General features: G+C 58.8%; 17 protein-coding genes. 6 read left to right on the top strand and 11 right to left on the bottom strand.

What is annotated here, in order from left to right:
* Positions 1-160: 160 nt before the first annotated feature.
* On the bottom strand, positions 161-3,847 hold the full coding sequence (locus RBB49_RS15620) for a vitamin B12-dependent ribonucleotide reductase (protein WP_306143781.1): 3,687 nt from the start codon (positions 3,845-3,847) through the stop codon (positions 161-163).
* A 638-nt stretch (positions 3,848-4,485) separates the two neighbouring features.
* On the opposite strand from RBB49_RS15620, the gene RBB49_RS15615 reads away from it, so the two are divergent.
* Both RBB49_RS15615 and RBB49_RS15610 read left to right on the top strand, forming a co-directional pair.
* Positions 4,486-5,208, top strand: coding sequence for a response regulator (locus tag RBB49_RS15615; protein WP_306143780.1), 723 nt, complete (start codon positions 4,486-4,488; stop codon positions 5,206-5,208).
* A 209-nt stretch (positions 5,209-5,417) separates the two neighbouring features.
* Positions 5,418-5,804: an NADH:ubiquinone oxidoreductase subunit NDUFA12 gene (locus tag RBB49_RS15610; RefSeq protein WP_306143779.1), complete on the top strand. Its 387-nt coding sequence runs from the start codon at positions 5,418-5,420 to the stop codon at positions 5,802-5,804.
* A 58-nt stretch (positions 5,805-5,862) separates the two neighbouring features.
* Here RBB49_RS15610 and RBB49_RS15605 read toward each other — a convergent pair whose 3' ends face one another.
* From RBB49_RS15605 to RBB49_RS15580, 6 genes are all read right to left on the bottom strand, one after another.
* The gene (locus tag RBB49_RS15605) at positions 5,863-6,915 is read right to left on the bottom strand and encodes a hypothetical protein (protein ID WP_306143778.1); all 1,053 of its coding nucleotides are present in this window, start codon (positions 6,913-6,915) and stop codon (positions 5,863-5,865) included.
* A 124-nt stretch (positions 6,916-7,039) separates the two neighbouring features.
* A complete protein-coding gene (aat, locus tag RBB49_RS15600; RefSeq protein ID WP_306143777.1) occupies positions 7,040-7,720 on the bottom strand; it encodes a leucyl/phenylalanyl-tRNA--protein transferase in 681 nt (226 codons plus the stop codon).
* A 52-nt stretch (positions 7,721-7,772) separates the two neighbouring features.
* Positions 7,773-9,119, bottom strand: coding sequence for an acetyl-CoA carboxylase biotin carboxylase subunit (accC, locus tag RBB49_RS15595; protein WP_306143776.1), 1,347 nt, complete (start codon positions 9,117-9,119; stop codon positions 7,773-7,775).
* 15 nt (positions 9,120-9,134) lie between these two features.
* A complete protein-coding gene (gene accB / locus RBB49_RS15590) occupies positions 9,135-9,608 on the bottom strand; it encodes an acetyl-CoA carboxylase biotin carboxyl carrier protein (protein WP_306143915.1) in 474 nt (157 codons plus the stop codon).
* A 304-nt stretch (positions 9,609-9,912) separates the two neighbouring features.
* Complete coding sequence (locus tag RBB49_RS15585) at positions 9,913-10,701, bottom strand: DsbA family protein (protein ID WP_306143775.1); 789 nt, start codon at positions 10,699-10,701, stop codon at positions 9,913-9,915.
* 56 nt (positions 10,702-10,757) lie between these two features.
* Complete coding sequence (locus RBB49_RS15580; protein WP_306143774.1) at positions 10,758-12,173, bottom strand: M48 family metalloprotease; 1,416 nt, start codon at positions 12,171-12,173, stop codon at positions 10,758-10,760.
* A gap of 232 nt (positions 12,174-12,405) precedes the next feature.
* On the opposite strand from RBB49_RS15580, the gene RBB49_RS15575 reads away from it, so the two are divergent.
* Positions 12,406-13,569 (top strand): pyridoxal phosphate-dependent aminotransferase, encoded by a 1,164-nt coding sequence (locus RBB49_RS15575; RefSeq protein ID WP_306143773.1) that lies wholly within the window; start codon positions 12,406-12,408, stop codon positions 13,567-13,569.
* Between the two features lie 95 nt (positions 13,570-13,664).
* Here the strand turns inward: RBB49_RS15575 and RBB49_RS15570 are convergent, their stop codons facing one another.
* The gene (locus RBB49_RS15570; RefSeq protein ID WP_306143772.1) at positions 13,665-16,598 is read right to left on the bottom strand and encodes an Rne/Rng family ribonuclease; all 2,934 of its coding nucleotides are present in this window, start codon (positions 16,596-16,598) and stop codon (positions 13,665-13,667) included.
* Between the two features lie 713 nt (positions 16,599-17,311).
* Here RBB49_RS15570 and RBB49_RS15565 point away from each other — a divergent pair.
* The 3 genes from RBB49_RS15565 (at position 17,312) to prfB (ending at position 22,489) form a co-directional block, all read left to right on the top strand.
* On the top strand, positions 17,312-18,574 hold the full coding sequence (locus RBB49_RS15565) for an N-acetylmuramoyl-L-alanine amidase (protein ID WP_306143771.1): 1,263 nt from the start codon (positions 17,312-17,314) through the stop codon (positions 18,572-18,574).
* Between the two features lie 187 nt (positions 18,575-18,761).
* Positions 18,762-21,206, top strand: a complete 2,445-nt coding sequence (locus tag RBB49_RS15560; protein WP_306143914.1) for a penicillin-binding protein 1A — start codon at positions 18,762-18,764, stop codon at positions 21,204-21,206.
* 151 nt (positions 21,207-21,357) lie between these two features.
* Positions 21,358-22,489, top strand: a protein-coding gene (prfB, locus tag RBB49_RS15555) for a peptide chain release factor 2 (RefSeq protein ID WP_306143770.1) whose coding sequence is annotated in 2 segments (ribosomal slippage) — positions 21,358-21,426 and positions 21,428-22,489 — 1,131 coding nt in all. Because the reading frame shifts where the segments join, the coding sequence is not laid out codon by codon here.
* A 46-nt stretch (positions 22,490-22,535) separates the two neighbouring features.
* On the opposite strand, the gene RBB49_RS15550 is transcribed toward prfB, so the two are convergent.
* The 3 genes from RBB49_RS15550 to bcp form a co-directional block, all read right to left on the bottom strand.
* On the bottom strand, positions 22,536-23,687 hold the full coding sequence (locus RBB49_RS15550; RefSeq protein ID WP_306143769.1) for a M23 family metallopeptidase: 1,152 nt from the start codon (positions 23,685-23,687) through the stop codon (positions 22,536-22,538).
* Between the two features lie 288 nt (positions 23,688-23,975).
* Complete coding sequence (locus tag RBB49_RS15545; protein ID WP_306143768.1) at positions 23,976-24,803, bottom strand: ferritin-like domain-containing protein; 828 nt, start codon at positions 24,801-24,803, stop codon at positions 23,976-23,978.
* 38 nt (positions 24,804-24,841) lie between these two features.
* Positions 24,842-25,309: a thioredoxin-dependent thiol peroxidase gene (gene bcp / locus RBB49_RS15540; protein ID WP_306143767.1), complete on the bottom strand. Its 468-nt coding sequence runs from the start codon at positions 25,307-25,309 to the stop codon at positions 24,842-24,844.
* Positions 25,310-25,449: the final 140 nt, after the last annotated feature.

Raw genomic sequence — 25,449 nt, 5'->3', positions numbered from 1 at the left:
CACCCGCCAGTCCCCTCCCGTCCCCACAGCAGACCTCAACACGCAGACATAAAGAAAGACCCGCCCGATCGTTTCCGATGGGCGGGTCCTTTGGTCTGAGCGCCGGAAGCCGCGCTGTGGCCGGTGGTTGGCCGGCCTTGGCGGTCTTCCGACTGAACCGTCAGCTGCAGCCGCTGGTCGCGCCGCAGGTGTCGCATTTCAGGCAGGTGCCGTTGCGGACCATGGTGAAGTTGCCGCATTCGCCGCAGCTTTCTCCCTCATACCCCTTCATGCGGGCCTGGGCGATCTGCTGGGCAGCCGTGGCGACCTGCGGGGCAGGGGCCGTGGTTGCGATTTCCACCGCTGCCGCAGCTTCCGTGCCGCGGGCAAAGGCCGTTGCAACAGCCGAGACCTGAGCCGCCGGCGTGTTCGCCGTCTGGACCGAGATGGCTTCCGTGGTTTCACCGGCCGGTTCTCCGGCGCTGGAAACCAGGCGGAACCGCTCGGTCTGGCCGCGGACGAGGCCGTGGGAAACGATCTGTCCGCTCTGGCCGCGGTCTTCGCCGGAAGACGTGCCTTCGCCCGTGGTGCCGAAGACTTCCGGCGGAACGTGAGCCAGGTCGTGACGGCCGAGATAAGAGACGGCGAGTTCGCGGAACACATAGTCGAGGATCGACGTTGCGTTCTTGATGGCATCATTGCCCTGGACCATGCCGGCCGGCTCGAACTTGGTGAAGGTGAACGCGTCGACATATTCCTCGAGCGGCACGCCATACTGGAGGCCGAGCGAAACGGAGATGGCGAAGTTGTTGATGAAGGCACGCAGCGCGGAGCCTTCCTTGTTCATGTCCAGGAAGATCTCACCGAGGCGGCCGTCGTGATATTCACCCGTGCGCAGGAACACGGTGTGCCCGCCGATCTTGGCCTTCTGGGTGTAGCCCTTGCGCCGTGTCGGCAGTTTTTCCTGTTCACGGACAACCCGCTCGACGATGCGCTCGACAATCCGCTCCGCCACGACTTCGGCCTTGGCGGCCTGCGGCTTGGCGGCAATGTCCTCGATCGCCTCGTCCTGCTCTTCCTCGTCGTCGGCCAGAAGCTGCGCGTTCAACGGCTGTGACAGCTTGGAGCCGTCGCGATAGAGCGCATTCGCTTTGAGGGCGAGTTTCCAGGAAAGCATGTAGGCTTCCTTGCAGTCCTCGACCGTTGCATCGTTCGGCATGTTGATCGTCTTGGAGATCGCGCCGGAGATGAAAGGCTGGGCCGCCGCCATCATGCGGATGTGGCTTTCCACCGAGAGGAAGCGCTTGCCAATACGGCCGCACGGGTTGGCGCAGTCGAAGACCGGGTAGTGCTCTTCCTTCAGGAAGGGCGCGCCCTCCAGGGTCATCGCGCCGCAGACATGCGTGTTCGCCGCTTCGATGTCCGCCTTGGAGTATCCAAGGAAGGAGAGCAGATCGAATTCGGTGTCTTCCAGCTGTTCGTCGGAGACGCCAAGCGATTTCAGCTGGTCATCGCCGAGGGTCCAGCGGTTGAAGACGAACTTGATGTCGAAGGCCGACTTCATGCCATCCTTGAGCTTTCCGAGGCTTTCCTCGGTAAAGCCTTTCGCGGAGAGGCTTGCCGGGTTGATACCAGGGGCCTGATCGATCGAACCGTGACCGACCGCATAGGCTTCGATTTCACCGATTTCGCTTTCCGAATAGCCAAGCACGCGCAGAGCCTCGGGAACGGCGCGGTTGATGATCTTGAAATAGCCGCCGCCGGCGAGTTTCTTGAACTTCACCAGGGCGAAGTCAGGCTCGATGCCGGTCGTGTCGCAGTCCATGACAAGGCCGATGGTCCCTGTCGGCGCGATCACGGTCGACTGCGCGTTGCGGTAGCCGTTCTTTTCGCCGAGCTCCAGAGCGCGGTCCCAGGCCTTTTTCGCCCGCTCGACGATTTCCTTATTCGGGCAGTTCGCGTGGTCAAGCGCAACGGGCGGCGTGTTGAGACCCTCGTAGCCTGTCGTTTCGCCATGGGCCGCGCGGCGGTGATTGCGGATCACCTTCAGCATGTGCCTGGCGTTTTTCTTGTAACCGGGGAAGGAGCCCAGTTCGCCGGCCATTTCCGCGGAGGTTGCGTAGGCAACACCGGTCATGACGGCGGTCAGAGCGCCACACAGGGCACGGCCTTCATCGGAATCGTAGGAGATGCCGGATGTCATCAGCAGGCCGCCGATATTGGCATAGCCGAGCCCGAGGGTGCGGAACTTGTAGGAAAGTTCCGCGATTTCCTTCGACGGGAACTGCGCCATCAGGACCGAGATTTCGAGAACGATCGTCCACAGGCGGACGGCGTGCTCGTAGTTGTCGATGGCAAAGGACCTGTCTTCGTTGCGGAACTGCATCAGGTTCAGGGATGCCAGGTTACAGGCCGTGTCGTCCAGGAACATGTATTCCGAGCACGGGTTGGAAGCCCGGATCTCGCCGTCCGCGAGGCAGGTATGCCAGTCGTTGATCGTGGTGTGGTACTGCAGGCCCGGATCGGCGGACGCCCAGGCGGCGTAACCGATCTGTTCCCAGAGTTCCTTCGCCTTGACCGTTTTCAGTGTTTCGCCGGTGCGGCGGGCCGTCAGGTCCCATTCGCCGTCATCGATAACGGCGGACAGGAAGCCGTCCGTGACGCGGACGGAGTTGTTGGAGTTCTGTCCGGCAACGGTCAGATAGGCTTCGGAGTCCCAATCGGTGTTGTAGGTCGGGAACTCGATCTTGGTGAAACCCTGCCTTGCGAACTGGATGACGCGCTGGATGTAGTTCTCCGGAACCATCATCTTCTTGGCAGCGCGGATCTCGCGTTTCAGGGCCGGATTCTTGGCCGGATCGAAGCAGTCGCCATTGTCCGCCTCGCAGTTGACGCAGGCGCGCATGATCGCGGACAGGTGCTTCTGGCAGATCTTGGAGCCGGTGACGAGTGCCGCGACCTTCTGCTCTTCCTTGACCTTCCAGTTGACGTATTCCTCGATATCGGGGTGATCGACATCAACCACGACCATTTTCGCAGCGCGGCGCGTCGTGCCGCCGGACTTGATCGCACCTGCTGCCCGGTCGCCGATTTTCAGGAAGCTCATCAGTCCCGACGACTTGCCGCCGCCTGACAGTCTTTCGCCTTCAGAGCGGACAAACGAGAAGTTGGAACCGGTACCGGAGCCGTATTTGAAGAGACGCGCTTCGCGGACCCAGAGGTCCATGATGCCGCCGTCGTTCACAAGGTCATCCTGAACGGACTGGATGAAGCAGGCATGCGGCTGGGGATGCTCGTAGGCCGTCTTTGATTTCGTCAGCTTGCCGGACTGGTAGTCGACATAAAAGTGTCCCTGGCTCGGGCCGTCGATGCCGTAGGCCCAATGCAGACCGGTGTTGAACCATTGCGGGGAGTTCGGCGCGACCTTTTGGGTTGCCAGCATGTACCGCAGTTCGTCGTAAAACGCCTGGGCGTCCGATTCCTGATCGAAATAGCCGCCCTTCCAGCCCCAGTAGGTCCAGGTGCCGGCGAGACGGTCGAATACCTGCCTGCCGTCGATTTCCGAATTGTAGCGCTGGTCCTCGGCGAGGTCGCTCATGGCGTCCTCGTCGGCTTCGTGGCGCCACAGCCAGGACGGAACCGTGTTCTCTTCAACGGGCTTCAGTTTTGCCGGGACGCCGGCCTTGCGGAAATATTTCTGAGCCAGGATATCCGAGGCGACCTGCGAAAACTGCGCAGGGACCTGAATGTCCTCAAGACGGAACACAATCGAGCCGTCCGGGTTCCGGATTTCGCTCGTTGCCGTCCTAAATTCAATGTCGGCGTAAGGCGATTGGCCTTCCTTGGTATAGCGCCGCTCGATCCGCATTCTCAAAGTCCCCTTATGTCCCCAGCCAGTTCGCCCCGAACCGGCTCATTCCGCATCTCATCCGCCGCGACGAAATCGTCTGCCTTCTCGCCGGATGCCACCTCACATGCCTACAGGCAATTCCTGTATGTAGCGTTAACTGCGTCTGGGTCTACTATATATAGTAGTCATCAACAGGTTTGTCACGATATGCTCCCTGAATTCGGCACGCAAAAACCCGCCTCCCGGATTCGTTCAAGAACACGGAAAAGGTACGCGGCTACTTTAGGGTTGCTGGATGACCGAGGGGCCCGGAAAGAGCTCCCGATTACGCACATCGCAATAATGAAAAACTAATGTAAATGAATTCTTAAGGTCAAGGCGTGAGTGACAACAGCTTGTGCCGTCCTTGTGGGCAAACGCAAAATATTGTGTGGCAGTGTGGATTGTGGGGAGCAAGGCGAGGACAAAGGGAACGCAGGGAAATTTGTGCTTGCAAACGCCATGCCTGAGCTTTGAAAGCGCCTTCGAACTTCGCTGTGGATGACGATAACCCCGCTTTTATGAAAATTTGACGAAAATGGCGCGCGGCGGCTTCAGTCCGGTTTAAGCCGGCTTTGATTAAGTGCGGGAATTGCCAGGAGAGGACCCCGCAATTCATGAAGCATCACGCAGCCTACGGACTTGCGATGGAGGATATCGACGCTGTCGTTGTTGAAGACAGCAAGCCGATGCAAACGATTCTCCGATCGATTCTTCTGAGCTTCAAGGTGTCGCGTGTCCGGGTGTTTGATTCGGTCGACGATGCACTCGAGGCGAGTCTCGCGGAGCCGCCGAATGTGATTCTCACGGACTGGCGCATGGAGCCGACCTCCGGCTACCAGTTCCTGCGCCTCGTCAGGCACCGGCACATGGAGCCGCTCTGCTACGTACCGATTCTCTTCATTACCGCGCACGGCACACGACCGCTCGTGGACAAGGCCCTGAGAGCGGGCGCGCATCATGTCCTGGTCAAACCGGTGTCACCGTCCACGCTTTGCAAGCGCCTCCAATGGCTGATGGCCGATGAGAGACCGATGATCCTGGAACATTCCGGGTTCTACAATATCTACGGCATTCAAAAGACGCTGGACGAGCAGGCGGAGAAGATGCAGTCCCTTGCCGGCGCACGTCTCCACCACAAGATCGCGATCCAGAAACGGGCCGAGGTGGAAGAGGTGGTCGAAGAGGAATTCGACAGGGCACCGAAGGTGGAGCCGGAAAAGAAGGAAGAAGTGTTTGCAGGCGTCAAAAAGGGCGGCACCACTGCGAAACACTCTGCCGCGGCAAGGCACATCCGAAACGCGGAATACGTGAAGTCCAAGGACCTCAAACTCCACTAGCAACACCTGGTTCCCGTCCGGCTTGCTTTGGTGGCAGCTTCGCATCGCCCCAGAAACCCGGCAGCACAATCGAAAGGACTGGTTTCTGATGCCATGCGGCAGCGCGGCACTGGACACACGCGCCGGTTAGGGCCATATTCCGCGAAATTGCTGCTGCCTGGAACGGGCAGGTACAAGGACATACATCCTGAAGGGACCTTTCAAGGGCCATGAAGACACTTCTGCTTGAAATCTTCACCTGGTGGAACAGCCAGACGATGGGCACGCGCTTTTTCACATGGCGCAAGGGCGAATTCGTTGGCGAGGATGAAGCCGGCAACAAGTACTACAAAGAGCGCGGCGGCAAGAAACGCTGGGTGATTTACAACGGCCTGGCCGAAGCTTCATCGATCCCTCCGGGCTGGCATGGCTGGATGCATCACCGCGTCGACACACCGCCGTCGGATGAAACCTACCATCCCAAGCACTGGCAGCAGGCGCACAAGACCAATCCGACGGGAACACCTGAAGCCTACCGGCCGCATGGTTCCATTCTGACACCGGAAAAACGTCCGGAAGTGACAGGTGACTATGAGGCCTGGACCCCGGGCAGCTGAGGCTGCCTGAGACCGGTTTTTCTCCAAGCCCCGCTTTCGCGGGGCTTTTTCGTAGCTGCTATCGTCCGTCCGGCGCGGAAGCCGCTTTGGCCTTGGTTTCGCCTGCACCAAACAGCGTGCTTGCCGATGAGATCAACCGGTTGAGGATCAGGATGACCAGCGAGGTGCTGTATCCAAGCACGAAGGGCATGATCAAAAGCAGGGACTGATTGGTAAAGGCGAGTTCGGACTGTGTCGGCACGGTTGCGCGGTTCAGCGCGGCGGTGCTGAGGCTCCTGGCAAAGCTGATGAATTCGTGGAAGCCGAAGGGCAGGGTGAAGAACAGGGCGAACAGTGCGCCCAGGACAATCCGCTGAATGATGAACCGGGAATCGGAAATATCAAACGTGATGTCGCTGCTCACGGAGATCGCATTGAAACCGATGAACGCAGCGGCACCAATCGCTCCGAGAGACATCAGCCAGAGCAGAAAGAAAAAGACCATGAAAGCGCCGTTGATGCCGACGCTGAAAAGGGTCAGTTCGGCCATCACCACCGACATGATCATCGACCCGATCGAGACCGCGACGAGCCAGACAGCGATCCTCGGCAGGAAATTCGGCATCTGGGAGGCCAGGAACTTCTTTCTGTCGGTGTCGGTCAATTGAGCGAAAAGAAGCTGGGTCTTCTTTTCGATCGCCTTCCATTCCTCGGTGGTCGGGCTGCGGCCCTTGTCGTTGGGACCGCCTGCCTTGAGCGTGTTCAGCATGCCGAGCGAAAAGTCTTCAGGGAGGGATTTGGCTTCCCGGATCAGGAAGGAATGCAGGTCCCGGAGCGTTTCAAGATCCTTGTTGAACTTCACATCGACAATCGTGTTGTCAGGATCAGATGTCCGTCCGGCCGTCGCCATGTAGTCCGTGACGGTTTTCGTCGCCTTCTTGATGTCACTTACGAGGCCGGATTGCGCCGAAGGCTGGGGAGGAGGAATGTCTGCCGACGCGCTCAGGCTCGCAGTCTCCGGACCATGTGGATCCCGGCCTGAATACGGACGCCGTTCTTCTTTTGCGCTTGTTGCAGTTGAAGGTCTTCCGAGCCCGTTGTTGTTGCCGGTTTGCTTCGTTTCCCCCGCCATGACGCTTCCCTAAACTGACGTTTACTAAAGGGAAACCTAGCAAATTTCTCGCCGAATACCTACAACCTGGTGTGCGCGCGCTGGTTGCTGTTCCTGGGTTGCGCCGAACATATTCGAAAACGGCTTAAAGTGTCCGGTTGTTTTCCAGAACGGCCAGGACCTCATGCCCCGTGGCGAGCGAGGGCAGGGCGTAGAAGTCCGTTTCCAGTTTCAGGGCTTCCGACAGGCGGTCGTTGTAGTCCGATTGCGTCACCTCCAGCGTGCCGAACTTGCTGAGATGATCCGTCACGAACTGGGTGTCGAGAAGGGAATAGCCACCGACAATGAGGCGGGCCACCAGGTGGGCCAGGCAGACTTTCGACGCATCGGTCTTGAATGTGAACATGCTTTCACCGAAGAAAGCCCCGTTCAGGCTCACGCCGTACAATCCGCCAACCAGGTCACCTTCCTGCCACGCCTCGACCGTGTGGCAATAGCCCATGTCGAAAAGCTCGCCGTAGAGACGGCGGATCTCGCGGTTGATCCAGGTTTTCTGGCGTCCCGGCATGGGTTCTGCGCAGCCGTCAATAACGCGCTGGAAATCGGTGCTTACCCTGATTTCGAATATGTCGTTGCGGATGGTGCGTTTGAGACGGCGGGGTAGGTGGAAAGCGTGGAATGGCAAGATGCCTCGCTGTTCCGGCTCGAGCCAGAACAAGCCGGGATCATCCGCCGATTCTGCCATTGGAAACAGTCCGCAGGCATAAGCCTTCAGCAGCACCTGCGGTGTTATTTCCATGACAATGTCGTCTTTGTAACCAGCCATGCGTGGTCTCGCTTTCCAGGTGCGAAGACTGATGCTCCGCTATTGTGCCCGGTCAGTTCGACTTGTCAGCCAGGTATTTTTCCAGCCAGTGAATGTCGTACTGACCGTTCGCGATCGCCTGATTGTCCACCAAATCGCGAAACAGCGGAATAGTCGACTTGATTTCGTCAACGACAAATTCGTCGAGGCAACGCCGCAAACGCATCATGCATTCAACGCGATTTCGCCCGTGCACGATGAGCTTGCCGATCAGACTGTCATAGTAGGGCGGGATCTTGTAGCCCTGATAAACGCCTGAATCGACCCGGACCCCCAGTCCGCCCGGCGGGTGGTAATAGGTGATCGTCCCGGGGGAAGGCGCGAATGTGACGGGATCTTCTGCATTGATCCGGCATTCGATCGCGTGGCCTTCGAAGCTGATGTCGTCCTGGGACATGTCCAGGTCGCCGCCGGCGGCGATGCGGATCTGCTCGTTGACGAGGTCGATACCGGTGATCATTTCCGTAACGGGATGTTCAACCTGGAGACGGGTGTTCATTTCGATGAAATAGAATTCGCCGTTCTCATAGAGAAACTCGACCGTCCCAACACCGCGGTACTTCAACTTGCGCATGGCGTTTGCGACGATCTCGCCAATGCGTTCGCGCTGTTCGGCGTTGAGGCTGGGCGAGGGGGCTTCTTCCAGCACCTTCTGGTGCCGTCGCTGCAGGGAGCAATCGCGTTCGCCAAGATGGACCGCGTTGCCCTTGCCGTCTCCCAGAACCTGGATCTCGATGTGCCGCGGCTTGCCGAGGTATTTTTCCATGTAAAGCGCGTCGTCGCCGAAAGCAGCCTTGGCCTCGGAACGGGCGGTTGAAAGGGCGGTATCCAGATCGGCTTCCGTCTGCGCGACCTTCATGCCGCGTCCACCACCGCCGGCGGCTGCCTTCACGAGAACCGGATAGCCGATCTCGCGTGCAATCGCATGGGCATCGTCACTGGCCGTGACTTCACCGTCCGATCCGGGCACGACGGGAATGCCAAGGTCCTTGGCCGTCTGCTTTGCCTGGATCTTGTCGCCCATGATGCGGATGTGTTCAGCGGTCGGTCCGATGAATTCGATGTTGTGTGCTTCGAGGATCTCGGCAAAACGCGCGTTTTCCGACAGGAATCCGTAGCCGGGATGAACGGCATCCGCGCCGGTAATTTCGCACGCAGCCAGCAACTGCGGGATGTTGAGGTAGCTGTCACGAGCCGCAGGCGGTCCGATGCAGACGCTTTCGTCGGCAAGGCGGACATGCATGGCATCGGCATCCGCAGTGGAATGAACCGCAACGGTTGAAATGCCCAGCTCTTTGCAGGCGCGAAGAATTCGCAGCGCGATTTCGCCCCGATTGGCGATGAGAATTTTGGAGAACATGACCCTGGCGGCTCCTTACTCGACGACGATGAGCGGCTCGCCGAATTCCACCGGCTGCGCATCGTCAACCAGGATCTGTTTCACAGTGCCGGATTTTGTCGAGGGTATGTTGTTCATCGTCTTCATGGCTTCGATGATCAGGATCGTCTGACCTTCGCTCACCTTGTCGCCCACCTGGATGAAGGGGGCCGCCCCCGGTTCCGGTGATAGATAGGCCGTACCGACCATGGGCGAGGTCACTGAGGATCCGGCCTGGGCGGGTTTTTCCTCGACCGCTTCTACTGTCCTGGCGACAGGTTCCGCAGCTACGGGAGCGGCGGCCACGGCCGGCGCTGCGACGTTGACGGGAGCATTTATCGACATCTGCCGGGCGACGCGGATCCGGGTGTCGCCCTGTTCCAGTTCAATCTCGGAGAGATTTGTCTCGTCCAGCAGGACCGCGAGATCGCGGATCAGGGCCGTGTCGAATTTCTTGTTATCGTTACGCATCATATCATTTGGCTCTCGTACTCGATCCACAAAAAGCATGAGCTCCGGGCAGCCCGGTCGCAGGTCCCACACGTAAGTGTCGAGTTCCTGGCCGTTCCTGACTTTTACAAGGTGAAGTCCTGGTAGAAGCCCGTTCCATCCGCACTTTTTGTCCCGCCGTAATGCAGCGGAAATAATTGTTTGGCCCGTATTCGACCGAATACGAGCCCAACTTCTTATAGGGATTCAATTGTGTCAGGAAAAGCCCCGAAGGTTCATTGATTTTTCGACCATTCAGTTTCCAACAGTCTTGAGCGGTGATCGCTCAGCATGTGGCCTGGTCACAATCCTTCAACGCTTCGATTTTCGACCGCAGCTGTTCGTAGCCGACCGCGCCCATGACAACTTCACTGCCGACAACATATGACGGTGTGCCTGTCAGGCCGAGACGGTTTGCCAGCGTGTAGACCTCCTCGATCGTCTGACCGGCTTCGTCGGTCGCAAGGGCCGCCTGCAGTTCAGCTTCCGACAGTCCGATTTCGGTCGCAGCGGCGATCGCACTGGACAGATTGGCCTGGCCACGGCTCATCAGCAGTGCCTCGTGGAATTCGCCGTATTTCTCCGGTGCGATGGAATTGACCGCGACAGCTACCTGGGCCGCTTCAACCGACCCCTGGCCGAGTACCGGGAATTCCTTCAGGACGACCTTGAGTTCGGGGTTCTCGTCAATGAGCCGGACCATATCGCCATAGGCGCGCTTGCAGTAACCGCAATTGTAGTCGAAGAACTCGACAAGGGTTACAGACCCTTCCGGATTGCCGAGAACGACCTGCCGGGTCGAGTTGAACAGGACATCCGCACTGTCGTTCAGCGCCTGCAGCCGGGCCGCTTCTTCTGCTGCCTGTTCACGGCGCTGAAGTTCGTTGAATGCCTCGGCAATGATTTCCGGGTTTTCCAGAAGATATTCGCGGACAATATTCTCCACGTCGCTGCGGCTGAGATCCTGTGCCGCAACCGACCCGGCCATGAGTGCCAGGATCAGCGCCGCAGCGGACGCAATACGCAGGAACGCTGCCGACAGAAGCCGGTGCGTATGTGAGAGGGGGTTAATCATCAAAAACTCCTCTGGCGGTGCCAAGGGGATCTTCGCCGGCACCCGTCATCCCGATGCTACCGGCGATTCCCTACATCAGGAGGTTTGTACGCCACAATGTCGTCCGCTTGAACCCATGCCGGCGATCCGCGCTTCAAACTTTTTTGAGCACGGGCCGCATATCGCTTGGCTGCACCGAAATCGCCGCGCACCATCAAACCCTTTGCCGTGGCCAGGTCGGCCTCCGCACGCTCTCCCTGGCGGCCGTGGGCAATCGCAAGCTGGCTATAGGCAACGCCCGAGTTTTCGTCCAGCGCGATCGCCCGCTTCAGAACGCGTTCCGCCTCCGGCAGATATGCCGGATTGTTGGCGCCGACGAGCGCGTAACCGAGCCAGACGAGGAACTGCGGTTCGTTGGGCTTGAAGGAGAGGGCTTTGCGGAAAGGTGCTATTGCACTCCTCGGGTCGCCGCCCTCCATAAACGCCTGGCCCTTGAGTTCGTAGTAGTGGGGATTGTTCGGCTGTGTGCGGATCAGCGCGTCGATTTCCTTGACCGCGCCTTTCCCGCGGCTCTTCATCGCGGCGATCGCCCGCGCATATTGGGCGGCAGGGCTTTTGTTGCTGCGCGGATAGGCGCGCAGCGTTGCGGAAGGATGGCTTGAAAACGCGAACAGCTTGGCACGGACCTGCTCGTGACGGTACTGCAGCACATAGTCGTCCGGCTGGTCGAAATATTTCGATTTCTGGGCTTCTCGCAGCAACCCGCTGTAGCGCTCCTGGGCCATCGGGTGGCTTTGTGCATAGGGATCGGCGAACTGGCTCGAAAAAAGCTGTTGCTCGGACATGCGCTGAAACGTCTTCAACATGCCGCGCGCGCTTTGCCCGGTCGCGTTGAGATATCTGAGCGCGGCGCGGTCTGCGGCGGCTTCTTCTCCGCGCTGATAGGCCAGCAGCGATCTCTTGCCGACTTCAGGTGCGCTCAGGGCTGCTGCGGCACCACCTGATGCAGCGCGTCCGGATCCGGCTGCGGCACCGGCTGCCGCGGCGCCGGCGCCCAGCAGCATGCCGATCACGGCGATTATCTGCGCATTTGATGCGGCAGCGCGAAGTCTCACAAGATGCCGTCCGGCAATATGACCTGTTTCGTGGGCGATGACCCCAATGACCTCATTGGGGGTTTCCGCGTCCATGAGCACACCGATATTGATGAACATCCTGCGCGAGTCAGGAACGAACGCATTGAAGGACTTGTTGTTGACAAGGATGATCTCGGGCTCGGACTGGCCGATCCCCGCGACCTTGAAAATCGGTTTGGCATAGTCTTTCAGAAGGGCTTCCGTTTCCGCATCCCGTACGATCGGAACTCTGCCGCCCTGCGAATGGGCTGGTGTAATGACAAGCGGAATTGCAATCGCGGCTGAACACAGGCTGGCAACGGTCTTGCGTAGCGAACGCTGTAGGGTCTTCCTGGTTGTTCGTCGTGTAACGGGCATTTCGTGCAGCTCGTCTTTTTTGAAAGCTATCTGACTTTTCTATGGATAGTCGGGCGTGTGGCGAAGTTATGGAGGTGTCGTGTTCCGGTCAAGAATTCCAACATGACAAATCGTAAAGGTTGGAAGCGAGGGTTTCGCCAACTTGCCATCAGGCACGATCAGAGCATTGCCTCGACGCGCAAAATCCGCAATACGGTCCTGACAGGAAAAGTGCCGGACGCCCAGACCAGACATGACAAATGATTTTTTTCGCCCTTCCACGCGCAGTGATGTGTCGCCATTCATTGCCATGGATGTCCTTGCCGAAGCGGCAAAACTGGAGGCAGAGGGCCGTTCCATCATTCACATGGAGGTCGGGCAACCTTCTGCACCGGCACCGAAAGCGGCACTTCAGGCTGCGCGAACGGCGCTCGAGCACGGACGCCTGGGATATACGGAAGCGCTCGGGATCAGGCCGCTGCGTACCGCACTGGCACAGCATTACCGGCGTGACTACGGTGTTGAGGTGCCCGAAGACAGGATCACGGTGACGACAGGCTCTTCGGCTGGCTTCAACCTGGCCTTCCTTGCCGCCTTCGATGCCGGCGACCGGGTCGTTCTGACTGTGCCGGGTTACCCGGCCTATCGCAACATTCTGAAGGCGCTCGGGCTGGTGCCGGTCGAACTTGCCGTCGGCCCGGAAACGCGCTGGTGCCTGACACCGGAGCATCTGGAGGAGGCACAAAAGGACGGGCCGATCAAGGGAGTGCTTGTCGCAAGCCCGGCCAATCCGACGGGGACAATGATGGCCGGCGATGCGCTTGCCGACCTGGTCCGCTACTGCGATGCGCACGGGATCTGGTTCATTTCAGACGAGATCTACCACGGCCTCGACTATGCGGAAGATCAGAAAACCGCCCTTGAGATCTCGGACAATGCCATCGTCATCAACAGCTTCTCGAAATACTACTGCATGACGGGCTGGCGCATCGGCTGGATGGTTCTGCCGGAGCAACTGGTTCGGCCGGTGGAGCGGCTTGCCCAGAACCTCTACATTTCGGCTCCGGAAGCTTCTCAGATTGCGGCAACGGCGGCCCTGGGTTCGGTTCAGGAACTGGAAGCGGTCAAAGCCGGCTATGTCAGCAACCGGACGCTCCTGCTGGATGGTTTGCCAAAGGTTGGGCTGGACAGACTGTTGCCCGTGGACGGCGCCTTCTATGTTTATGCCGATATCAGCAGATACAGCCGCGACAGTCTCGATTTCGCTCGCAAGCTGTTGCACCAAACCGGGATTGCGGCCACACCAGGCGTTGATTTTGATCCGTTGAATGGACACGCGTTTTTGAGGTTTTCATTCGCCGGAGCGCACGAACACATGAAAGAAGCGTTGGTTCGCCTGTCGGACTTCCTCGACTGAACATTATCGATGACGTTTCTGGCGCACCGCGCTCATGCGGAATCAAAAAAAGGCGGCCACCGGCCGCCTTTTCCAAATCTGCACCTGAAGAACGATCAGAAGAACGACCTGCCGCGCTGCCACCAACCAACGCGTTTTGGCTTGTCTTCCTCTTCGTCTGCGGATGTTTCGCTCGTCACGACCGGTTCTGCGGGCGCTGACGGTTTGGCTGGTGTTTCCTCGCCCGCTGTTTCGTTCGGGACGGGCTGTTCAGAGGTTGGCGTTTCGACAACGATGTCCTCCTGGGACGTATTGTCGTCCGCCTGAACCGCAGGCTCATCCGCCGGGGCATCGCTCATGTCGGCGGCCGCTCCATTGGCGTCAGCGTTTTCCGTATCCGCTTCGGCTTGAACACCGTCGGAGTCGGAAGGCGATGCGTCTTCGCCGGCGACGGCGTCCGTGTTGCCGGCGTCTGAGCCGGTCTCTTCCGTTTCGGCTGCTTCAGGGGCGTCCGGCTCGGCGGCATCGTTTTCAACACCGTCTTCCACGGCCCCGGCTTCCGCCTGGTTTTCAGCGTTCGCCTCGACCTGTTCGTCGTTCTGGAACTCCGAACCTTCACCGTTCCGGCGTCCGCGCCGTCCGCCGCGGCGTCCGCGCCGGCGCTTCCGCCTCGGCTCATCGGATTCCCCGTCTTCGTCCTCGGACGCAGCGTCCAACGCTGCCTGATCTTCCTTTTCGGACTCGTCCGCCGGGGTCGCGCTCTGCTGGCCTTCGGAATTGTCCTGAGCGTTGTCGGACCCACCCCTGCGGCGCTTTCTGCGACGGCGGCGGCGGCGATCCCCGCCTTCCTCGTCCTGCGCCTGTTCCTCGATGACCGGCTGGTCGGTGTCCTCGTCAATGATCTCAACCGTGTCGGGATGCACAGTTGGTGCCGGCGCCGGGACCCGGTCGCGATCTATCGGCGCACCGCGTTCCAGAACGTAGAGCTGTCCGTTGACCATTTCATCCGCGTTGACTTCGATCTCAACGGCAAACCGGGCTTCAAGATCGGACAGGTTCGAGCGCTTCTGGTTCAGTATGTAGAGCGCGACCTGCGTCGTTGTGCGAATGATGAGATTATGCGAAGCGCCCTTCAGGAGGTTGTCTTCGATCGAACGAAGCACGTGCAGGGCAACCGATTCCACCGAACGGATCATGCCGGTACCCTGACAGTGGGGGCAGGGTGTCGTCGAACTCTCCAGCACGCCGGTACGGATCCGCTGGCGCGACATTTCCAGCAACCCGAAATGCGAGATCCGGCCGACCTGAATGCGCGCACGATCGTTCTTGAGGCAGTCTTTCAGTTTCCGTTCAACCGCGCGATTGTTCTTCGACTCTTCCATGTCGATGAAGTCAATCACGACAAGCCCGGCCAGGTCCCGGAGGCGCAACTGGCGCGTGACTTCCTCCGCTGCTTCCAGGTTTGTCTGGAGCGCCGTGTCCTCGATATTGTGCTCTCGCGTCGATTTGCCGGAGTTCACATCAATGGAGACAAGCGCCTCGGTCTGGTTGATGACAATGTATCCGCCCGATCTCAGCGTGACCTGTGGCGAGAACATTGCATCGAGCTGGGGTTCGACGCCGTAGCGAATGAAGAGCGGTGACGGATCGCGATAGGGTTGCACATTCTTCGCGTGGCTCGGCATGAGCATCCGCATGAAGTCCTTGGCTTCGCGGTAGCCGTCGTCGCCCGAAACAAGAACTTCGTTTATGTCCTTGTTGTAGAGGTCGCGTATCGACCGCTTGACCAGACTGCCTTCCTCGTAGACGAGACTTGGCGCGCTCGACTTGAGCGTCAGCTCCCGGACATTTTCCCAAAGGCGCATCAGGTATTCGAAATCCCGCTTGATTTCGGCCTTTGTCCTGCTCGCACCGGCCGTGCGCAGGATAACGCCCATGCCTTCGGGCACATCGAGCTCCGAAGCAATCTTCTTGAGGCGCTTGCGGTCGGTCGGCTGCGTGATTTTTCTGGAAATGCCACCGCCGCGCGCAGTGTTCGGCATCAGGACAGAATAACGTCCGGCAAGGGACAGGTAGGTTGTCAGCGCAGCACCCTTGTTGCCGCGTTCTTCCTTGACGACCTGAACCAGAATGATCTGGCGGCGCTTGATGACTTCCTGGATCTTGTATTGCTTGCGCAGCGGAACGGACCGTTCCGGCACCTCTTCCATGGCATCTTCCGCGCCGACGGACTCGACCATCTCGTCTTCGCTTTCGGCGTCGTCGTCATCATCGCGGCTCCGCCGCCGCCGGCGGCTGCGTGCCCTGACCGGCTTTTCGGTTTCTTCTTCCGCATCCGCTTCGGCGACAACGTCGTCATCGTCGTCTGACCCGTCGTCTGCCTCTTCGTCGTTGTCGGTTTCTTCGGCAGGCTCCGCAGCCTCGTCAGAAGAATCGTTGCCGGCCAATTCGCCGGAAGACCTTGCTGAAAGCTCTTCCGAACCCTCTTCATCGGAGGCCGGAGCGGCATCGTCGCTCACGCTGTCGGTATCCGCCGTATCCTGCGCTTCGGCCGCCGTTTCCGGAGTTTCCTCTCCGGAGGCCTCCGCACCTTCGGGTGCAGGGTCTTCACCAGTCGCGCCTTCGCCCGCAGCCGCTGCGTCGGGCGTTTCATCAGCCTCGACCTTTTCGCTGGCAACAGTTTCGGTGGACTCGTTCTTGGCCGCACGGGACTTGCGCCGGCGCTTGGGCTTCTCTTCGGCGTCCTGATCGTCCTTTTGACGCTCGGCAGCTTCCGCTGCCAGCAGCGCTTCACGGTCCGCGACCGGGATCTGGTAATAATCCGGATGAATTTCGCTAAACGCCAGGAAACCGTGCCGGTTTCCGCCATACTCAACGAAGGCGGCCTGCAGGGACGGTTCGACCCTGGTTACCTTCGCTAGATAAATGTTACCGCGTAGCTGCTTCCTGTTTGCCGCCTCAAAGTCGAATTCTTCAACACGATTGCCACGTACGACGACGACCCGGGTCTCCTCCGGGTGGCCCGCGTCGATCAGCATTTTGTTTGCCATTATTGAACGTCTCCACGGCAGCAGTGCTAAGCGCGCATAGCGCGCGCGCTTCGCCCGAAAGGAGAGAAGCTGCCGTATTGTTTTTGCTAAGAATGAGAAGGGCGTCTGCGCCCGGCGCGGTCGTCTGATCGGCGAAACCGGCCGCGAAAGCGGAGCCTTGTCTCGTTTTGATCACTGTGTGCATCGCGCGGGTCCTTCGGGGCAACGCAGGCCCTTGAGTTAAGTCTTTGTACCTTTTCCGGTATGACAGGGAGGGGAGTGCCGCTACATCTGCAACCGGTCCGGAAAAGTTCACCTTTGTTTTCCGCTGTCTGCACTGCATCGGGCGCTGTTTCCAATTCAGGCCACAAAACTGCAATACAGGTCGTATTCAAAGGGGGCCGCTACCTGTTCCTCTATCATCGGGTCTGTCTTTTTTCGCGATGGAACGGCCTCTGTTCCCTCGCAATGAGACCACGATTTTCGATGGTGTTGTGGATAGCTACCCTTTAACGCCACCGGGAAAGGTATCGGTCATGAACCGAAATCCGTAAGGTACTTTTACGATCCGCCGCTCTGCTTTGCAAGCAATGTGAAACGCGCAAACACTTTTCCTGAGCCCGTGCTCAGCATAAAACAGTGCAGCCGAGAACAGAAACAAACAGAATATGCATGACCTGGCCGGAGAAATTGTGAAGAAAAACGCGCCGAAACCTGAGGTGGAGCTTCAAGCCGTGGCCTTGACGAGGGTGAATGAACTTGTCCAGTCGGCGACCGCTCTGTTTTTTTTCACTTTTTTGATCCTGCTGGGGGGCGTGCACACATTTTGTGCACATGCGGCGCCGGCCAAGGTCATTGGAGCGAGGGTTGCAGGCGATGATGAGCGTACCCGATTCGTCCTGGACCTCGACACCCAGATCAAACCGGAAATATCGGGACTCGCGCAGCCTTTCCGTCTGATCGTCGACCTGCCGGAAGTTGACTTCCAGTTGCCGGACGGTGCCGGGACAGACGGACGCGGCATGGTCACGACGTGGCGATTCGGGCTTTTCGCTCCAGGCAAGTCACGCATTGTCATGGATTTGAGCGGACCTGTGAGCGTCGACAAGACCTTCTTTCTGCCCGCTGTTGACGACCAGCCTGCAAGACTGGTGATCGACCTGGTGAAGTCCACGCCGGACGACTTTGACGCATTTGTCCTGAGCTCGCGTACCAAGGGTAAGGCGAAGGCCGCCAAGACCGTGCCAAAAACGGATCGCCTGGGCGGCGACGCCAAACGGAGCGGCAAACCCCTGATCGTGCTGGACCCCGGTCATGGCGGTATCGACAACGGGGCAACGGGTGTGGGCGGCACGCTCGAAAAGGCGATCGTTCTGAATTTCGCGAATCTTCTGAAGGATAAACTGGAGAAAAGCGGACTTTATGACGTGCATCTGACGCGTGAGGACGACACCTTCATTTCTCTCTCCAGGCGCGTGCAGATCGGGCATGAACTCGAAGCCGATCTCTTTATCTCCATTCATGCCGATTCGGTTCGGCGCGGCAGAAAATTCGCACGCGGAGCGACCGTTTACACGTTGTCAGACAAGGCATCGGATCAGCTTTCCGCTGAATTGGCCGAGGTCGAAAACATGTCCGACATCATTGCCGGCGTCGAATTGGACGAAGAGCCGACGGATGTCACCGACATTCTGCTCGATCTTGCCAAACGCGAGACAAGGTCCTTTTCGAATTACTTTGCCAAGATACTTGTGACCGAACTCAAGAGTGCCGTCCGGCTGATCAAAAACCCGCACCGATCCGCAGGTTTCAGGGTTCTGAAGGCACATGATGTGCCGTCTGTTCTGGTCGAACTGGGATATCTTTCCAACGAACACGACGAAAAACTTCTGAATACCGAGGAGTGGCGGGAGCGCATGGCGAACGCCATGAGCGACGCGATACACGGCTTCTTCAGACCGAGGCTCGCCCGGCAGAAGGGAACGGTTTCGCAGTGACGATGGTGAATTGTCACGTAAATTGAGCGCCTTGTATGGCAATTGCCTCAGCATCGCCATATTGGTGCAAGAGGTATCGGTCAGGTAATTGTGACAATCGGCGCCGGAGAGTGCCCTGTCAGGGTTTCCGTGCTAAAGAGCGACAAGCAGCAATGACGGGGAAAGACGAGCCCGCAGTATGAAATTCTTGGTTAAATTTTTTGGCTACCTGTTCGGCATCGGCGCGGCGCTGGCTCTTTTGATCGCCGCGGGTGTCTGGATGTATCTGCAGCACCTTGATGAGGATCTGCCGGACTACACGGCCCTCAAGAACTATGAGCCGCCTGTCATGACACGCGTGCATGCGGCTGACGGCAGTCTCATGGCCGAATATGCCACGGAGCGGCGCATGTTCCTGCCGATACAGGCCATGCCAGATCGGGTGAAGCAGGCCTTCATATCCGCGGAAGACAAGAATTTCTACTCGCATATCGGCGTCGACCCTGAAGGCATTGCCCGCGCAGCTGTCCGCTTCGTACAGAATTACGGTTCCGGACGCCGTCCGGAAGGCGCGTCGACGATCACGCAGCAGGTTGCGAAGAACTTCCTGCTGACAAACGATCTGTCGATTGTCCGGAAAATCAAGGAAGCCATTCTGTCCCTGCGCATTGAGCAGGCCTACACGAAAGACGAAATTCTCGAACTTTATCTCAACGAGAACTTCTTCGGCCTGGGTGCCTATGGCATCGCCGCTGCCGCGCTGATTTACTACGACAAGTCGGTTCACGAGCTGGAACTTGATGAAGTCGCCTACATGGCCGCGTTGCTCAAGGCGCCCAACAACTACCATCCGTTCAGGCATACCGACCGCGCGATCGCGCGCCGCAACTATGTGCTCGATCGCATGGTGGCCGACGGTTATGTCAGCTTTGAAGAAGGCGAAGCTGCGAAGAAGAAACCGATTGATGTCAAACCGCGCAAATCCGGGTCCCGCCTGTTTGCCGCCGAATACTTCACGGAAGAAGTGCGCCGGGAAGTTGCCGAGATATTCGGAACCAAGCGCCTGTACGAAGGCGGTTTGTCGGTTCGTTCTACGCTTGACCCCGAATTGCAGACAATGGCGCGCAAGTCGCTCATGGACGGTCTCATCGATTTCGATCGCAAACGCGGCAGCTGGAACGGACCGATCGACCGGATCGCGCTCGGTGCAGATTGGGGTGTCGACCTCGGCAAGATCGAAGGTCTCAGCGACATTCCCGAATGGACGCTCGCAGTTGTCCTGGAGAGCGGGGGTGAACAGGCCACGGTCGGTGTCCAGCCGGACAAGCTGGTCAGCGGCAAGCTCTCCGAAGAGCGCAAGAGCGGCCCGCTGTTTCTGGAGACGATGAAGTGGGCGCGCGTCAACGGACGCACTCCGGGTTCCGTGTCCGATGTGCTTGCCCCCGGTGACGTGGTCTACGTCCAGGAAAGCCAGGTGGCGCCCGGTACGTTCGAATTGCGGCAGATCCCTAAAGTCTCAGGTGCGCTTGTCGCCATGGATCCCTATACGGGCCGCGTGCTTGCGCTTGTCGGCGGCTTCAGCTTCGCCCAGAGCGAATTCAACCGGGCCACACAGGCATACCGCCAGCCAGGATCGTCCTTCAAACCGTTCCTCTACGCGGCGGCACTGGACAATGGTTACACGCCGTCCTCGGTGATCATGGATGCGCCGCTGGAAATCAGCCAGGGGCCGGGTCTTGGTACATGGCGGCCGCAAAACTACGGCGGCAAGTTCTACGGACCCTCCACGCTCCGGACGGGCATCGAGCTGTCCAGAAACGTGATGACCGTGCGGCTCGCCCAGGACATGGGAATGCCTCTTGTTGCCGAATACTCAAAGAGGTTCGGCATCTACGACAACATGTTGCCGGTTCTGTCCATGTCACTGGGGGCGGGGGAAACCACGGTCCTCAGAATGACGACGGCTTATGCGACGATTGCAAATGGCGGACGCAAGGTTCGCCCGACGCTGATTGACCGGATACAGGATCGCTACGGACGCACGATCTACAAGCACGACAGCCGCATCTGCGATGGCTGCACGCAAAATGCCTGGGAAGGTCAGCAGGAACCGATCCTGATCGACGACAGGGAGCAGGTTCTTGATCCCATGACCGCCTATCAGATCACGTCGATGATGGAAGGTGTCGTTCAGCGCGGCACAGCCACGTCGGTGCGTGCCGTCGAGCGTCCGGTCGCCGGCAAGACCGGGACGACCAATGACGAGAAGGACGCCTGGTTCATGGGCTTCACGCCGGATCTGGCGGTTGGCGTGTTCGTTGGCTTCGACAATCCCAAACCCATGGGCCGCGGCGCGACCGGGGGTCAGGTGGCCGCTCCGATCTTCACCGACTTTGTGAAAAAGGCGCTTGCCGAAAAACCGCCGGTAGAGTTCCGGGTTCCGCGTGGCCTGCAACTCATTGCCATCAATCGGCGGACCGGCGGACGTGCGTCTCCCGGCGCCCCCGGTGCGATCCTGGAGGCCTTCAAGCCCGGCATGACACCGAATGACAGCTACGCGATCATCGACTTCCAAAGTCAGCTCGGTGTCCCGACTGCCGTCTCGCCGGAGGCGCAGCAAGCAGTGACGGTCGGCACCGGAGGTCTCTACTGACACGTCCGGCAACCGGCCGGTTTCCGCAATAGGGGCACGTCGCCCATTGGCGGTTTACACTGTCAATCTGCGCGGCTAATGTCCCGCTCCAATTCACGGCCCGGTCCTGTTCAGGAAAACCGGGCCGTCTCACACTACAGCGAGGTATCCGATGCGCGCCGAGATGGAAGCGATCGTTGATGAAATCAAGCAGGCCATAAGCCTGCTGAGGAGGCATCTTTGACTGGGATCAGGCTCTTGTCCGTCTGGAGGAACTGAACGCCCTCTCAGAGGACCCCGACCTATGGAACGATCCAGCAAAAGCGCAGAAACTCATGCGCGAACGCCAGCAGCTTGACGACGGGATTACCGGGGTCAGGGGCCTTGAGCAGGATCTTGCGGACAATATCGAGCTGATCGAACTCGGTGAGATGGAAGATGACAAGGACGTCATCGAGGATGCCGAAGATGCCCTGCGCGGCCTGAAGGACAAGGTCAACCAGTTGCAGCTGAACTCGCTCCTGTCGGGCGAGGCCGACGGAAACGATGCCTATCTGGAGATCAACTCCGGTGCCGGTGGCACGGAAAGCCAGGACTGGGCGTCGATGCTTCTGCGGATGTACCGGAGATGGGCGGAGAAGCACGGTTTCAAGGTGGAAGTGCCTGCCTATAGTGACGGCGAGGAAGCCGGCATCAAGTCCGCGACGCTGTTGATCAAGGGTGAAAACGCCTATGGCTGGCTGAAAACGGAGTCGGGCGTTCATCGCCTTGTCCGCATTTCGCCCTACGACAGCAATGCGCGCCGCCACACCAGTTTTTCAAGCGCCTGGGTTTATCCGGTGATCGACGATTCGATCGAGATCGACGTCAACGAAAGTGATTGCCGGATCGATACCTATCGTGCCTCCGGTGCGGGCGGGCAGCACGTCAACACCACGGACTCGGCGGTCCGTATTACGCACCAGCCGACCGGAATCGTCGTCCAGTGCCAGTCCGAGAGATCACAGCACAAGAACCGGGCGACGGCCTGGGGCATGCTTAAGGCCCGGCTCTATGAGGCGGAACTGAAAAAGCGTGAGGAAGCGGCGAACGCGGAGGCTGCGTCCAAGACCGATATCGGTTGGGGACACCAGATCCGCTCCTACGTCCTGCAGCCTTACCAGCTTGTGAAAGACCTGCGAACCGGAGTGGAAAGCACGTCGCCAGGTGACGTGCTAGACGGGGATCTCGACAAGTTCATGGAGGCCGCACTGGCGCAGCGTGTCTTCGGCGGTGACCCGGTTGAAGTCGACGACATCGACTGATTTGAGCAAGAACCATCAGGCAGAACGGGGCGAGTTGCCCCGTTTTTCATAGAGACAGTTCGGTCAGCTTGCTGCCGGCTGTCAGAAATGCGCCCGGGTTATAAGGCTTGTCATGACGGCGGATCTCGTAGTGAAGGTGGGGACCGGTTGATCGGCCCGTCGAGCCGATGTTGCCGATCAGATCGCCGGCAAGCACGTGGTCTCCTTCCGCTACATGCATTCGGCTGAGATGCGCGTAACGCGTCACGAAGCCGTTGGCATGCCTGATTTCGACCATTTTGCCGTATCCGCCTTTCCACCTGGCACCCGTTACTGTGCCGGGTGCTGTTGCGTAGACCCGTGCGCCGTATGGTGCCTTGAAATCGATGCCGGTATGCATGGCCAGACGTTTCAGGAACGGATCGACCCGCGGGCCGTAGTTGCTCGAAATGGTGCCGTTGCGGACGGGCCGTTTCACTGGGAGCCGAAGCGCGGCAAACTTCACACGGCGCAGCGTTTCAAGCGCGTTGTCCGCGCGTCTCAGGCGCTCGGGAAAGGTCTTGTGGGAGATGGGTGTGAACGGGCCGCCGATCGAACTGTTCTCGCGCAGCGCCGCCTTCATTGACGGTGCGATCGAACTGGTGATGTTCAGGATCTCCTCGATCCGGCTTTCCGTCGCAACCGTGATCGTGTCAACGGCTGCCGTGCTTTCGACATCCATCTCGGAAATGTCTTCCTTCACGGCGTCAAGCGCGGCCCTTTTTTCAGTGTTTTTTTTTACGGTGGTCTGCGCGCCAGGCAGTGGTGCCGTTTTTTGAAGGATCGAAAGCGGATCAACGCTTCTGGTGGTTGTTTCGCGCAGTCCGAGTGCCTTGACCGGTTCTTCGATCAATTCGCTCTCGCCGCCGATTGCAGACTTGTCGTTCGTGCCGATGGTTGCAAGCTCGCGCGCATCGAGTGATGGTTTCGGCGGGGGCAGGGGCTTGTCGTTGCTCAGGTAAATGCCGACACTTTCCGCCCGTGCAACAAGATCCGCGACGATCGCGTGACGCTGGTTGAGATCCTGCTGGCGACGCAGCACGTCCATGACCTGGATTTCGACAGTTTCGCGGTCGACCATCTGACGGCTTGTGAGTTTTTCGATTTCGGCTCTCAACCGGTCGATGTGATCCTGATATTCGAGCACGAGTTCGGTTCGTTCTGCACTCGCTTCCGCCATCACATCACTGCGCATCAGATAATATGCCGCCGTTCCGCTAACACCTAATGTGACGGCGACGCATGCCAGCGCCCCGCAAATCAGATGCATGGGGCGCACGCTGTATGTGGTTGACTTCGCGACCCGGTTCACTGACGCGTGGTGCGTCGCCATTCTTGGCCCGTTCAGCGGTCGCTGCGATTTCTGACATTGTTGCATGTTCACTCAGTCACTGTCTGCATTCTGCAAAAGAACTGAGGTTGATTAGAATTTGGTAAGGTTAATAAATCGTCTGCAACCGGATTATTTCTAACCTGTTATTGGGGCGAGAGGCTTGTAAAATCCGGGGGTTAGCCCTGCTTCCGATCTTGCGCGATCATTAAATGGCGGTTTCAAATTGCCACGAAAGTGCTTTCTGACCAATGCATGGAATGCCGGTTCAGGGGTGATTCCCTGCCTGTCGCACAAGAATCGAAACCACTTTGCACCGAATGCAACGTGGTTCTTTTCGTCCCTGTAGATGACTTCAAGGCACTTCGCAGTGTCCTCGTCTCCAGACTTTCGGGCCTTCTCCATCATCGGCGGCGTGATGTCGAGACCACGCGCCTCCAGCACAAGAGGAATGATTGCAAGCCGTGCGGCAAGGTCATGCCCGGTGTCCTGGGCTGCCTGCCAGAGACCATCGTGAGCGGGAAGATCGCCATAGGCGGCATCAAGCCTGGAGAGCCTGTCCTGGAGCATCGAAAAGTGCTTCGCCTCTTCCAGACCGACACGCACCCAATCATCGTAGTAGGTGCGCGGCAGTCGAATATGTGCGAAGCGTCCGACAAGGTCCCATGTCAGGTCGACGGCATTCAGTTCAATGTGCGCCAAAGAATGGAGCAGCGCGAGACGGCCTGCCTTCCCGGTCAGCTTCCGCTTTGGCATGTCGCGCGGGGCCAACAGCTCCGGTCTCGAAGGGCGTCCAGGGCGATCCGGCATGTGTCCGTCCCTGGAAGGAGTACCAAGGGCCAGATCCCTGCTGAACCACGCTTTCGACACCAGATAAGCCAGCCTGACCTTTTCCGACACATCCGAAGCCGACACGATGGCTTTGGCGCCGGCAACTAGCGTCGGAGGCGATTTGTCAGGGTTCATCGGTGTTCCGGTTGCGTCTTCGATTGGATCGGCTTCGGTCAGAGCGCCTTGGCAGCGTCAAGGACAGCTTCCGCGTGTCCGGGCACTTTGACCTTTCTCCAGACCTGGGCGATTTTTCCGACCTTGTCTATCAGAAAGGTCGCGCGTTCCACACCCATGTACTTCTTGCCATACATGGACTTTTCCACCCACACACCATAGGCCTCCGCCGTGTGCGTTTCGGTGTCCGCGCCGAGGCGCACCGCAAGATTGTGTTTGGCGATGAAATTGTCGTGTTTCTTGGCCGAGTCTGGTGATACGCCGACAATCGTCACGCCGAGTTTCGCGAAGTCCTCAATCAATTCTGTAAAGGCAATTGCTTCCTTTGTGCAGCCCGGCGTGTTGTCCTTCGGGTAGAAATAAAGAACGACAGGTTTTCCCTGGAGTTCACCCAGAGAGATCCGACCACCTCCATCAGCATCAAGGTCGAAGTCCGGTGCCGCATCTCCGATGGCGAGTTCCTGCATCTTGTCATCCTTCTGTCATAATTTGTGCGTTCTTCCCGGAACCGGTAGCCGGCTCGCAAGCAGCAGTCGATTTTGTTCCGACTTTCGAATTATCATAGGTCGCGTTGCGACTCGTTCAATGCGCGCTAGAACAGGTATTT

The sequence above is a fragment of the Roseibium sp. MMSF_3412 genome (genome assembly GCF_030733265.1).
GTDB lineage: Bacteria > Pseudomonadota > Alphaproteobacteria > Rhizobiales > Stappiaceae > Roseibium.
The sequence above is the reverse complement of the archived record's forward strand: the minus strand, read 5'-3'. Positions and strand labels throughout refer to the sequence as shown.